This is a genomic window from Chryseobacterium sp. SG20098 (assembly GCF_031844745.1).
In the GTDB taxonomy this organism is placed as follows: Bacteria; Bacteroidota; Bacteroidia; order Flavobacteriales; family Weeksellaceae; genus Chryseobacterium; species Chryseobacterium cucumeris.
Map to the genome: position 1 here is coordinate 31,061 of NZ_CP134622.1, position 13,423 is coordinate 44,483.

Sequence of the window (13,423 nt, forward strand, 5' to 3'; positions counted from 1 at the left end):
ATGAAAAAACTAACGACTGCTTATACATTAATCCTTTTTTTACTGGGATTTTCTTTACTTACAGCACAGTCGAAGACCGGATTTGAAAAAGAAAAATCGGAAATCACTACCATGCTTGATACCTTCAATACAATGGCAGCAAAGGCGGATTATGATGCCTATTTTAATCTGTTTGCAGATGAATCTACCTTTATCGGTACAGACGCTACTGAAATCTGGGACAAAAAAGCATTTATGGTATGGGCAAAACCTTATTTCGACAAAAAGAAAACCTGGAATTTTAAGGCCCTTAAAAGAAATATTTACTTCAGCAAAGACGGAAAACTGGCTTGGTTTGATGAATTACTGGATACCCAGATGAAGATCTGCAGAGGCTCGGGAGTGGTAGAGAAAATCAACGGAAACTGGAAGGTTAAGCAATATGTTCTTTCTGTGACAGTACCTAATGAGGTGGTAGATAAAGTGGTTATTGAGAAGACCCCTATCGAAGATGCATTAATTCAAAAACTAAAGTTGTAATGGCAATCATGATGGGGAAATATGATAATGGGAAGGTAGGAAAAAGGAAAAAACCAGACCTATCCATGCTCCAGATTATCAATATGAGCATGGGATTCCTGGGAATTCAAATGGCATTCGGGTTACAAAATGGAAATGCGAGCCGTATTTTGGGGAATTTAGGAGCAGATGTTCACGAGTTATCCTGGTTCTGGCTGGTGGCTCCTATTACAGGACTCATTGTTCAGCCTATTATCGGCCACATGGGTGATAATACATGGAGTCCGTTGGGAAGGAGAAAGCCTTATTTCCTTATTGGCGCTGTTTTGTGTGCGATAGGATTGGTTCTCCTTCCAAATGCAGCATCCGTTACTCAGATGTTTGCCGCCAATGCACTTTTGTTAGCGGTAATATTTTTAGCCATGATGGATGCTTCAGTGAATATTGCCATGGAACCTTTCCGGGCTTTGGTAGGTGATATGCTTCCTAAACATCAGGGTACGATAGGGTTTTCTGTACAAACAATTCTGATTGGAATAGGAGCGGTATTAGGCTCTTATCTTCCGGACTGGTTAACAAAAATGGGGATTTCCAATGAAGCACCAGCAGGATTTGTAGCAGATAATGTCATTTACTCTTTTTATATCGGCGCAGGATTGCTTATCATATCAATTCTATACACCATCATGACAACCAGAGAATATTCCCCAAAGGAATTTGCTGATTTTGAAGATGGAAAAGACGCAGACCAACATAACTCTAAGTTTTCAGATATTTTTAAAGACTTTGCAGCAATACCTTTGCAGATGAAAAAGCTGGGAATTGTTCAGTTTTTCTCATGGTTCGCATTGTTTACCATGTGGGTATTTACCACCAGTGCTCTGGCAACCCATCATTTTGGACTTTCCCCGGAAGATACCCATTCCAAGGCATTTAATGATGCAGGTGACCTTACCGGAAAACTTTTCGGAATGTACAATCTCTGGGCGATTCCGTTTGCCTTTCTATTGACACCAATTGCTAAACTGATTGGTAAAAAACAGACTCATGCTTTAGCTTTATTGTGTGGAGGTTTGGGACTGGTTTCCATGTATTTCATTAAGGATGTCAACAATTTATGGATCTCAATGATTGGATTAGGCTTTGCCTGGGCAAGTATTTTAGCAATGCCTTATGCAATGCTTATTGAGGTGATTCCACAACGGAAAATGGGCGTTTATATGGGAATATTCAATTTCTTTATTGTGATTCCGCAGATTATCAATGGTTTGTTCGGAGGTCCTATCGTAAGCGGGATTTTCGGAAAGCAGGCGATGGATTATGTGGTTGTAGGAGGTGTTTGCATGCTGATTGGAGCTGTAGTGACCATGGTTTTTGTGAAATCTGAAGATGAAACCGCTAAGGAAATTGAAGAAGAAATCAAGCAGGTACATTTTTAATTAGAAAATAGAAGCTAGAGGTTAGAAATAAGTAATGTGATGTGTTTTGAAATTTAATTTAAAATAGCATCACAAAATTCAATAGGAGCGGGCTTTAGCCCGCTTTTCTTTTAAACATTCATCAATTGGCTTTAGCCAAAACTTAAAATCTATCCTTCGTATACTTATATCGCAAATAAAATCTTTGCGCCTTAAAAACATACTGTAAATAAAAAAATCGCGTAATCAGACCTATAAAATGATCCTCACTTTCTGAGCTTTCTCAACCTTTTTAATTTCTCCAAATTTCCTTTCTTAACCTACATCAACTTTTTAAACACCTACATCCCGTACATTTGTACTATAAATAATCACAGAAAATGAAAACAGTATATCATAAAGCAGATTCAAGAGGCCATGCCAACCACGGATGGTTAAATTCTTACCATACATTCAGTTTTGCCAACTATCAAAACAGAGATAGAACCAACTTCGGAGTTTTAAGAGTATTGAACGATGACACCGTTTCGCAGGGAATGGGCTTCGGAACACACCCACACAGAGATATGGAAATTATATCCATTCCTTTGGAAGGAGATCTGGAACATAAAGACTCCATGGGAACCACAGCAGTAATCAGAAAAGGAGAAATCCAGGTGATGAGTGCCGGAACAGGTGTCATGCACAGCGAATACAATAAAAATAAAGATGAAGAAGTAAAATTCCTTCAGATCTGGGTGTTCCCAAAAGAACAGAATGTTGAACCGAGATACGATCAGAAAAGTATCAAAGAAGGAGAGAAAATCAATGGATTCCAACAGATCTTATCTCCCAATAAAAATGATGACGGAGTTTGGATTCATCAGGATGCATGGTTCAATCTGGCCAACTTTAAAAAAGGAAACGGTAAAAATTATATGCTCAACAAAAAAGGAAATGGAGTGTATGTATTTGTTTTAAAAGGAAGTGCAAAAATCGGAGACCGCGTTCTGAATGAAAGAGACGGGTTGGGAATCTGGGATACACAGAGCTTTAATATAGAAGCCGTGGAAGACACTGAAGTATTATTAATGGAAGTACCTATGGAACTGCCGTCTTATCTTAAATAAAAAACTAAATTTGTAATCTTAAAAATAAACCTCACCTATGAAAATTTTAGCAATAGCAGGAAGTAATTCAGAAGTTTCAATGAACAAACAGTTGGTAGCCTATGCATCAACGTTATTTGAAAATGCAGAAGTAGAAGTAATCGATTTAAACCCTTTCGAAATGCCTATCTATAAACACGAAAGAGAATTAGCAGGCGGTGTTCCACAGGAAGCTCATGATTTCGCAGCAAAAATTGACGGTGCTGATGTATTACTTGTTTCTTTGGGAGAGCACAACGGAACGTATTCTACAGCATTCAAAAATGTGTTCGACTGGGTATCCAGAATCAAAGACAGAACCGTTTGGAACGAAGTACCTATGCTATTGATGTCTACATCTCCCGGAGGTAGAGGTGGAGCAGGTGTTTTGGAAGCAGCATCAAAGCGTTTCCCTTTCCACGGAGGAAATGTGGTGGAAACTTTTTCTCTTCCTTTCTTTAATGATAACTTTGATAAAGCCGCTCAGAAAATTTCTAATGAAGAGAAAGACAGTGAGTTAAAAGAAAAAATTAAGAAGATTGCAGCCATTGAAACAATCCTTGAAAAATAGAATTTGAATATTCATTTAAAATTACTATTTTTGCAAAAAGAAAAGAGATGAAAATTCAGACCTCCTATAAACAATGTTTTTCTCATAAAGGGAAAGTTGTGGGCTCTGAAATTCTGAGATAAAATAACGGCCGATAATCTGAAAAGATTGTCGGCTTTTTTGTTTTCTAAAATCGAGTATAAAAGTAATTGAAATATTAAAAGATAAGAAGACGCAAGACGTCAGATACAAGATAAGAATCATCTGAAATCTGAGATCTGAAATCCTATATCTAAAAATCTAAGCAGACATGAGCAACACTTACAAATCAGCAGGAGTAGACAAAGAAGAAGGATACAAAACGGTTGACAAGATCAAAAAAGCGGTCGGTGAAACCCACAATTCCAATGTACTGAACCACTTGGGAAGTTTTGGTGCTTTCTATGAAATCGGAGGATACAAAAATCCGGTTCTTGTATCAGGAACAGATGGAGTAGGAACAAAGCTGAAAGTAGCTTTAGATACCAAAAAATACGATTCTATCGGGGTAGATTGCTTCGCAATGTGTGCCAACGATATTCTTTGCCACGGTGCTAAACCTTTATTCTTCCTGGATTATCTGGCTTGTGGAAAGCTTGATTCAGAAATCGCTGCAGAAATCGTTTTAGGAATGGTTGCCGCTTGTAAGGATAACAACTGTGCATTGATTGGTGGTGAAACTGCTGAAATGCCTGGAATGTACCAGCCCGGAGATTATGATGTTGCAGGATTCTGTGTAGGAATCGTAGAAAAAGACCAGATCATTGACGGTTCTAAGATCAAAGCAGGAAACAAAATTATTGCGTTGCCAAGCTCAGGATTCCACTCAAACGGATTCTCTTTAGTAAGAAAAGTATTCCCGGACTTTGAAGAAGAGTTTGAAGGAAAACCATTATACGAGACGCTTTTAGTTCCTACAAGACTATACTACAAAGATATTCACAAAGTATTGGAAGAAGTAAGAGTAGAAGGAATTGCCCACATCACAGGAGGTGGTCTTTACGAAAACGTTCCTAGAATTATTCCTGAAGGACTTTGTGCTTCTATCGACGAATCAAAAATCAGAATTCCTAGTGTGATGCCCTAACATCAACATCCTAAAGAAATGCACGGAACATTCAACATGGGTGTAGGAATGGTAATCGTTGTAGATGCTGAACATGCTGAAAAAGTATTACACCTTTTAGATGACGCTTACGAAATCGGTGAAATCACTGAAGGAGCAGAGAAAATCAATTTGAAATTTTAAATGACATCAGATTTCAGATCTTAGATATCAGATGTAAGTCTGTAATCTTTAATCTGACATCTAACATCTGAATAATGAAGAACATTGTTGTACTCGTATCCGGTTCAGGAACCAATCTGCAGAGAATCATTGATACTATTGACTCAGGAGAAATCCGGAATGCAAAAGTAACTCTGGTGGTAGCAGACAGAGAATGTTTCGGACTGGAAAGAGCAAAGAATCACAATATAGAAAACATACTCATTCCGAGAGGAAAGAATTTCAGCAGTGAATTGGCTAAAGTAATCCCGGAAAATACAGATTTAATCGTATTGGCAGGATTCTTATCCATCTTAAAATCTGAATTCTGTGAAAACTGGAATGGTAAAATAATCAATATTCACCCGGCTTTGCTTCCAAAATTCGGAGGAAAAGGAATGTGGGGAATGAACGTTCACAATGCAGTTATTGAAGCGAAAGAAATAGAGAGTGGGGCAACTGTACATTTTGTGACACCAGGGATTGACGAAGGAGAAGCTATTCTTCAGAAGTCTTTCGAAGTAACCGCTGAGGACACTCCTGAAACCCTGGCTCAGAAAGTTCACCAGATTGAATATGAAATATTTCCGATCGCGATCAATAAGGTCCTGGGAAATGAATAAATATAACAATGTATCAGTGTACCAATTTACCAATGTTGAAGGTATTGTTACATTGCTGGACTGATACATTGTTACATTAATAAAAAGAAATCTAAGTAAAATAAAAGTAAGTTCGGAGGTGAAAGACCCGGACACAGTTTGAAATAGCTGTAAAAAGTAAAAAATTGAAAGTAAAATGAGTAAAAAGAGAGTTTTAATCAGTGTTTCTGACAAAAGTGGATTAATAGAATTCGCACAGTTTTTGGAAGCTCAGAATTATGAGTTGATCTCTACAGGAGGAACGTTCAAACATTTGAAAGACGCTGGTTTAAATCCTATTCAGATTGATGAGGTTACCAATTTCCCTGAAATGTTGGATGGAAGAGTGAAAACTTTACACCCAAAAGTTCACGGTGGATTGTTGGCTGTTCGTAACAATGAAGAGCACATGAAAACCGTTCAGGAGCACGGAATTGGTCTGATTGACATGGTAATCGTAAATCTTTATCCTTTCTTTGAAAATGTAAACAAAGACATTTCTTTACATGAAAAAGTAGAGTTTATCGATATCGGTGGACCTTCAATGCTTCGTTCTGCAGCGAAAAACTTTGATTCTGTAACAGTAATCACTGATGTTGAAGACTATGCAGCAGTGAAAATTGAAATGGAGCAAAACGGTGATACGTATATCGAAACCCGTAAAAAACTTGCAGGAAAAGTATTCAACCTTACCTCTGCGTATGATGCGGCTATTTCAAGAATGCTTTTAGATGAAGAATATCCTACTTATCTGAATGCTTCTTATAAAAAAGTAGCAGATCTAAGATATGGAGAAAATCCTCACCAGACAGCAGCTTACTACGTTTCTACTTTCGAAAACGGAGCGATGAAAGACTTTGAACAGCTTGGAGGTAAAGAACTTTCTTTCAACAATCTTCGTGATATGGACCTTTGCTGGAAAGTAGTCACTGAGTTCAAAGAAGAAATGGCTTGTTGTGCCGTAAAACACTCTACCCCTTGTGGCGTTGCGATCGGAACTTCAGCATTGGAAACCTATCAGAAAACATTTGAATGTGATCCGGTTTCCATCTTTGGCGGAATTGTTGCAATGAACTATAAAATTGATGCAGCAACAGCGGAAGAACTCAACAAAACTTTCCTTGAAATTGTAATGGCTCCTGAATTTGATGAAGAAGCTCTTGAAATTTTAAGAAAAAAGAAAAACCTGAGAATCATCAAAATCGTGAACCCTGTTTCTGACAAACAGACCTGGGTGAAAGTAGACGGAGGTATCCTTGTTCAGGATAATGACCTTCACTTCTCAGATGATATCAAAGTGGTAACTGAAGTACAGCCTACAGAAGAGCAGAAAAAAGCATTGCTTTTCTCTCAGAGAGTAGTAAAATATGTGAAGTCTAATGCAATCGTAGTTTCCAACGGAATTCAGGCATTCGGTATCGGTGGCGGGCAGGTAAACAGAATCTGGGCAACACAGCAGGCGATCGAAAGAGCAAAAGAAAAATTCTCAGGAGATTTAGTACTGGCTTCAGATGCATTTTTCCCTTTCCGTGATGTAGTAGATTTCTGCGCTCAGGAAGGCATCAAGGCGATTATTCAGCCCGGTGGAAGTGTAAAAGATCAGGATAGTATTGAGGCTGCAAACGAGCACAGTATTCCAATGATGTTTACAGGTGTCAGACACTTTTTCCACTAATTAAAATAGAATTAAAAAATAATTAGGGATTGTATTTTTAGCATTCAAAATTATATATTTGTAAATTAAGACTAGATAATAAATAAAGTATGAGAATATTAATCATAGGTGAAGGCGGTAGAGAATCTGCTTTAGCGGCAAAGCTTCAGAATGACTCAAGAATTTCTAAAATGTTTTTTGCCAACGGGAATGCTACTACCGATGTAATAGGGAAAAATGTTCATTTATCAGAAATCAAAGAACTTAGAGATTTCGCTATTAAAGAAAAAATTGATCTTACGATCGTAGGTCCTGAAGCTCCTCTTGTAGCAGGTATCAAGGACGAATTTAAAAAGCATGATCTTAAGGTTTTCGGGCCTACTCAAAAAGTAGCGAGCCTGGAAGGAAGTAAAGCTTTCTCTAAGAAATTTATGCAGACCTATGATATCAAAACAGCTAAAGCTGTAGTATTTGATTCATATAACGAAGCTAAAGAGTATGTGCAGACACAGCAGTATCCTTTGGTAATCAAGGCAAGTGGTTTAGCTGGGGGAAAAGGTGTTGTTATTTGTGATAACCTTGAAGAAGCTGAAGCTACAATCCACGATTTCATGATCAGAAGAATCTATGGTGATGCTGGTATTCGTTTAGTTATTGAAGAATATTTACAAGGTTTTGAAGCTTCTATTATTGCTTTCTCTAACGGAGAAAAATTATTTCCATGTGTAGCAGCAAAAGACTATAAAAAAGCTGGAAACGGAGATACAGGACCTAACACAGGAGGTATGGGTTCAGTAGCACCAAGCCCGGAATTTACTCAGGAGCACTATGCAGATTTTGAGAAAAATATCTTAGAACCTACTGTCAAAGGTCTTAAAGCTGAAGGTTTCGGATTTAAAGGAATCATCTTCTTCGGATTGATGGTAACGAAAAACGGAGCTTACCTTCTTGAATACAACATGAGATTCGGAGATCCTGAAACTCAGGTATTGATGGCGTTGATGGAAAACAATCTTCTGGATGTGATTCAGGATTGTATGGAAGGAAAAGACATTGAGCTTAAGTTTAAAGACGAAAAAGCAGTTTGCCTTGTTATGTGTTCAGGAGGATATCCGAGAAATATCGAAATAGGTTTCGAAATTACAGGAGAAGACAAACTGAAACACAGTAAACTGTTATACGCAGGAGCTGTCACCAAAGGTGATAAAGTAGTTTCCAATGGCGGTAGAGTACTGAACATTGTGGCTACAGGAGCTACTTACGAAGATGCCCGCAAGAAAGTTTACGAAGACGCAGGTCACGTACATTTCGATTACGGCTTCTATAGAGAAGACATCGGAAAGTTTTAATAAAAATCACGAAAAAAGATTTGGAGCTAATCCAAGTCTTTTTTTGTAAAACAGTTAAGTAAGCAATAAGCTTTAGGCTACAGGCAGCATGCTTATTGCGTTATAGAAAGCTTATTGCCTGAAGCCTATAGCTTAAAGCTTTTAATTTAATCATCATTTATCAATTATCAAAAATGAACAACGGTATTATTATTTTAGATTTCGGATCCCAGTACAACCAGCTTATCGGAAGAAGAATCCGTGAGATGGGTGTGTACTCTGAAATCTTGCCTTACAATACACCATTACAAGATATTTTAGCAAAACAGCCAAAAGGAATCATCCTATCCGGTGGACCAAGTTCTGTAAATGCAGAAAATGCTCACCTGGTTGAGAAAGAATTATACGAGCAGGGAGTTCCTGTATTGGGAATCTGCTACGGAATGCAGATGACGGCTCACCTTTTAGGAGGAAAAGTAAACAAAGGAGAGAAAGGAGAATACGGTAAAGCCAACTTAGAGATCGTTAAAGAAAGCTCTTTATTAAAAGGAGTTACTCAGAACTCTGTTGTTTGGATGAGCCACTTTGACGAAGTAGGAGAATTGCCTGCAGGTTTTGAATTAAATGCGAAATCAGGCGTAATTGCTTCTATCTCCAATGAAGACAAAAAAATCTTCTGCGTTCAGTTCCACCCGGAAGTTTCTCATACAGAAGAAGGAGGGAAAATGCTTGAAAATTTCGTTTTCAGCATCTGTAACTCAGAGAAAAACTGGAAACTGACTAACTATATTGAAAAAACAGTTGAGGAAATCCGTGAGAAAGTAGGAGACAACAAAGTAATCCTTGGACTTTCAGGAGGTGTAGACTCTTCTGTAGCCGCTGTTTTGATCCACAAAGCCATCGGTGATCAGTTGACTTGTATCTTCGTAGATACGGGATTATTGAGAAAGGATGAAGGGAAAAAAGTAATGGATCAGTATGGAGAGCATTTCCATATGAACATTAAAATGGTGGATGCTAAAGAAAGATTCCTTTCAAAACTAGCCGGAGTAGACGATCCTGAAGCAAAGAGAAAAATCATTGGAAATGAATTCATCCACGTATTTGACGAAGAATCTCACAAAATTGAAGGTGCTAAATTCTTAGCTCAGGGAACCATTTATCCTGACGTTATCGAAAGCCAGTCTGTTAATGGACCATCTGCAGTAATCAAGTCACACCACAACGTTGGAGGACTTCCTGAAGATATGGAATTCGAATTATTAGAGCCATTAAGAGAGCTTTTCAAGGACGAAGTAAGAAGAGTAGGAGAAGAATTGGGTATTCCTCATCACCTGGTATACAGACACCCTTTCCCAGGTCCTGGATTAGGAATCAGAGTATTGGGAGCTGTGGATGCTGAGAAAGTAAGAATTCTTCAGGAAGCTGATGATATTTTCATTGAAGAATTATACAAAAATGATCTTTATGAAAAAGTATCTCAGGCATTTGTAGTACTTCTTCCTGTAAAATCTGTAGGAGTAATGGGTGATGAAAGAACTTATGAATATACTGCTGTAGTACGTTCTGCCAACACCATTGACTTTATGACAGCAACATGGAGCAGACTTCCTTACGAGTTCCTGGATACCGTTTCCAGCAGAATCATCAACGAAGTAAGAGGAATCAACAGAGTAGCTTACGATATTTCAAGCAAACCACCTGCAACGATTGAGTGGGAATAATTTTTGACTTGAATTTAAATATAAATCCTGCCCATTTTGGGTAGGATTTTTTTGTTAAAACTGTTTCAATGAAGAAATGATCAGTAAAATATTTAAAGCAATTAACAAGCAATATATCAGCTTGAAGAGTATATGTTTATGGAAAATGACATAACTTGTTAACATAGTACCTATTAAATAGAAGTAAATAAAACTTTTTGCTTCCTGGGGTTTTATTTCAGATGCTGAAAACAAGTTTAAATTATGCGAAACATTGACTGATGTATCAGCATAAAAGATTCTTAAAATAAACATAATGGTGACGCTTATGAGTAAAATTACTGCGTATGGTTTCATCAACTAATAAAAATTTAATTTAATCGGACAAGAATGATTTTTAATTTACATTGTAAAAATAAAAATCTTCCGCAGAAAAAGCATTCAGGTTTTCTATAAAATCAAAATAAGCATTATAAATATCAGGATCTACAGTCAAATACGGATTAGATAGCGTATCGACAATAATATATTCTATATCACGAAATGTATGCAGAATATTTTTTACCTGTAAAGCATATAGCTTTTCTATAAAAATCAGAGGATAATTCAGACAGATATATCCCACAGTTTTATTTCCCAAATTTAGAATAGCAATTTTTTCTGTTTCCTTTTCTATATCACTGCGATAAGGAAATGAAAGCGCCTCGATTACAGAACTGAAATCAGAGTGTTTCCAATAATTATTTGAGTGAACTGCTGCTTGTAAAATTTCGGTGATATCCACTGTTAAATTTTGTATAAATAGTTGGGGAAGTAGTTATCTATAAGGATTTAAGTAAAATATTTTCACTAAATTTAAGTAAAATTACATCAAATGCAAATAGAAACAAGAAACCTGACCCTTCAGGATTATGATGAACTGGCGGAAACGATGAAAAGGGCCTACCCACAGATGTCGGAGTCTATATGGTCCAAAAAAAGTATTGATAAACTGACAAAAATATTCCCTAACGGACAAATTTGTATCACGGTTGACGGAAAACTCGCTGCTGTAGCGCTTTCCATTATCGTCAATTATGAAGAATTCGGGGACGATCATACCTATAGTGATATTACAGGAAATTATACATTCAATACCCATACTTCAACGGGGAATGTTCTCTATGGAATTGAAGTTTTTGTAGATCCTGAGTTTCGTGAGTTACGTTTGGGAAGAAGGCTTTACGATGCACGAAAAGAACTTTGTGAGTTATTAAACCTGAAATCGATTATTCTTGGAGGCAGAATCCCCAATTATCACAAATACAGCCACGAGCTTTCTGCAAGAAATTATATCCGAAAAGTAAGAGATAAGGAGATCTATGATCCGGTATTGTCTTTCCAGCTTTCCAATAATTTTCTTCCGATAAAAATCCTGAAAAAATATCTTCCGGAAGATGAAGCTTCACGAGAAAATGCAGTTCTTTTGCAATGGAACAATATTTATTACAGCAGAAAACCGAATACCATGCAGGATAGCATTATCCGTCTCGGATTGGTGCAATGGCAGATGAGGCATTTTAAAGATATTGAAGCTTTTTACGAGCAGGTAGAATTCTTTGTAAACGTAATGGGAGATTACAAATCTGATTTCGTCCTTTTCCCTTAGCTGTTCAACACGCCTTTACTGGCTCCCTTCAATAATCTTTCCGAAAGGGACAGTATGATAGAGCTGGCGAAGCTGACAGAGGAAATCAAAGAAAAAATTTCAGAGCTGGCCATCAGTTACAACGTCAATATTATTTCGGGAAGTATGCCTGTTTTTGAAAATAATGAATTGTACAACGTAAGCTATCTTCTTCACCGTGATGGACGTATGGATGAATACAGAAAAATTCATATTACTCCAAACGAAAAGAGATATTATGGAATGAAAGGCGGAAATGAAATCAAAGTTTTTGATACCGACTGCGGAAAAATAGGTCTTGTCATCTGCTATGACGTGGAATTTCCGGAGTTACCAAGAATTCTGGCCGATCAGGGGATGAAGATTCTGTTTGTTCCTTATCTTACAGACACTCAGAATGCCTACATGAGAGTACGCCACTGTGCCGCAGCAAGAGCCATTGAAAACGAATGCTACGTTGCCATTGCCGGTTGCGTAGGAAACCTTCCGAAGGTTAATAATATGGATATTCAGTTTGGACAGGCTGCTGTATTTACCCCTTCCGATTTTGCCTTTCCATCCAATGCCGTGAAAGGAGAAGCTACTCCCAACACAGAAATGACCCTGATTGTAGATGTAGATCTGAATCTGTTGAAAGATCTCCATCATAACGGTTCTGTTCAGGTAATGAAAGACCGAAGAAAAGACCTTTACGAAACTTACCTTAAATAAAAATATCTGCGGCAGCTCCAACGGAGCTGCCGCAGATATTTTACTATCCAAACGGACCGAACTATCCTTTTTTAGCAGATTCTCTGATTAAATCCTGATTGTTTTTATAAACCTCATATTGTTCCGGGCTTAATATCTTTTTAAAATCTTTATCAAGGACTTTAAAATCGCTTATAATAACCTTTTTTGCCTTATTGCTGTCAGCATCTTCAGGACTCGCATTTTTCTTGTTGAGACGCTTTCCAAAATCTTTCTGAACTTTCTGTACTCCTTTGAAGTTGATCTCGTATACCTGCTCAACCTGTCTTTCAGTCAGATCCAGAATAGGAACCATAATCAATGTTCTGAAAAGAGCAATCTTTTCTGCTCTGTCTTGCTTTACTACAGCCATCTGCTCAGGAGTAAGAATCTGCTCCATCGCCTGATGACGCTGGGCAATGATGCTTACAAATTCGTCAGCAATCATTTTATTATTCTGGGAACTGCTATTGTCACCGGCTTTGTTATCAAGAGCAATAAGAGCATCTGCTGTCATTTTATTGATCTCTGTAACCTTATTTGCCTGTGATTCTGTAAGCCCTAAATAACTCATTTCTTTTGTGGCCACTTCTGCAATAGATCTCGCTGATGCTACCTGTGCTTTTACTTGTGTTGTAAACAGAACTGCTGATAAAATAAGACCAGCTGAAATAATTTTTTTTAACATAGTGTTGTAATTATAGAGTTGTATTTTTTTCTTTTCAGATAGAAATAATGTGCCAGAAATTGAGGTACATAGGCATTTTTCAGGGTAAAAAAAATACCCGAAGAATATTTCTTCG

Annotated in this window: 10 protein-coding genes and 2 pseudogenes; 10 read left to right on the plus strand and 2 right to left on the minus strand. The window is 37.5% G+C overall.

The features are described from left to right. The 9 genes and pseudogenes from RHP76_RS00115 (at position 1) to guaA (ending at position 10,246) form a co-directional block, all read left to right on the plus strand. Positions 1-519, plus strand: coding sequence for a nuclear transport factor 2 family protein (locus RHP76_RS00115; RefSeq protein WP_288442407.1), 519 nt, complete (start codon positions 1-3; stop codon positions 517-519). Next, positions 519-1,937 (plus strand): MFS transporter, encoded by a 1,419-nt coding sequence (locus RHP76_RS00120; protein ID WP_311229197.1) that lies wholly within the window; start codon positions 519-521, stop codon positions 1,935-1,937. The genes RHP76_RS00115 and RHP76_RS00120 overlap by 1 nt, the downstream gene beginning before the upstream one ends. A gap of 359 nt (positions 1,938-2,296) precedes the next feature. Beyond that, complete coding sequence (locus RHP76_RS00125; RefSeq protein WP_120230572.1) at positions 2,297-3,025, plus strand: pirin family protein; 729 nt, start codon at positions 2,297-2,299, stop codon at positions 3,023-3,025. A gap of 37 nt (positions 3,026-3,062) precedes the next feature. Further along, positions 3,063-3,614 carry an NADPH-dependent FMN reductase gene (locus tag RHP76_RS00130; RefSeq protein WP_062670816.1) on the plus strand — a complete coding sequence of 184 codons (552 nt, stop codon included), beginning with the start codon at positions 3,063-3,065 and terminating at the stop codon, positions 3,612-3,614. Positions 3,615-3,903: 289 nt separating this feature from the next. Further along, a pseudogene (purM, locus tag RHP76_RS00135) lies at positions 3,904-4,881 on the plus strand (phosphoribosylformylglycinamidine cyclo-ligase). Positions 4,882-4,955: 74 nt separating this feature from the next. Beyond that, positions 4,956-5,522 (plus strand): phosphoribosylglycinamide formyltransferase, encoded by a 567-nt coding sequence (purN, locus tag RHP76_RS00140; protein WP_120230574.1) that lies wholly within the window; start codon positions 4,956-4,958, stop codon positions 5,520-5,522. Positions 5,523-5,697: 175 nt separating this feature from the next. Continuing rightward, entirely contained in the window at positions 5,698-7,215 is a 1,518-nt protein-coding gene (gene purH / locus RHP76_RS00145; RefSeq protein WP_062670810.1) for a bifunctional phosphoribosylaminoimidazolecarboxamide formyltransferase/IMP cyclohydrolase, read from the plus strand. Between the two features lie 89 nt (positions 7,216-7,304). Further along, positions 7,305-8,543: a phosphoribosylamine--glycine ligase gene (gene purD, locus RHP76_RS00150; protein ID WP_062670807.1), complete on the plus strand. Its 1,239-nt coding sequence runs from the start codon at positions 7,305-7,307 to the stop codon at positions 8,541-8,543. 173 nt (positions 8,544-8,716) lie between these two features. Further along, positions 8,717-10,246: a glutamine-hydrolyzing GMP synthase gene (gene guaA / locus RHP76_RS00155; protein ID WP_062670805.1), complete on the plus strand. Its 1,530-nt coding sequence runs from the start codon at positions 8,717-8,719 to the stop codon at positions 10,244-10,246. Between the two features lie 376 nt (positions 10,247-10,622). On the opposite strand, the gene RHP76_RS00160 is transcribed toward guaA, so the two are convergent. After that, entirely contained in the window at positions 10,623-11,009 is a 387-nt protein-coding gene (locus tag RHP76_RS00160; RefSeq protein WP_311229198.1) for a hypothetical protein, read from the minus strand. A gap of 90 nt (positions 11,010-11,099) precedes the next feature. Here RHP76_RS00160 and RHP76_RS00165 point away from each other — a divergent pair. Then, a pseudogene (locus tag RHP76_RS00165) lies at positions 11,100-12,602 on the plus strand (nitrilase-related carbon-nitrogen hydrolase). 61 nt (positions 12,603-12,663) lie between these two features. Here the strand turns inward: RHP76_RS00165 and RHP76_RS00170 are convergent. Continuing rightward, a complete protein-coding gene (locus RHP76_RS00170; protein WP_120230577.1) occupies positions 12,664-13,308 on the minus strand; it encodes a DUF4890 domain-containing protein in 645 nt (214 codons plus the stop codon). Positions 13,309-13,423: the final 115 nt, after the last annotated feature.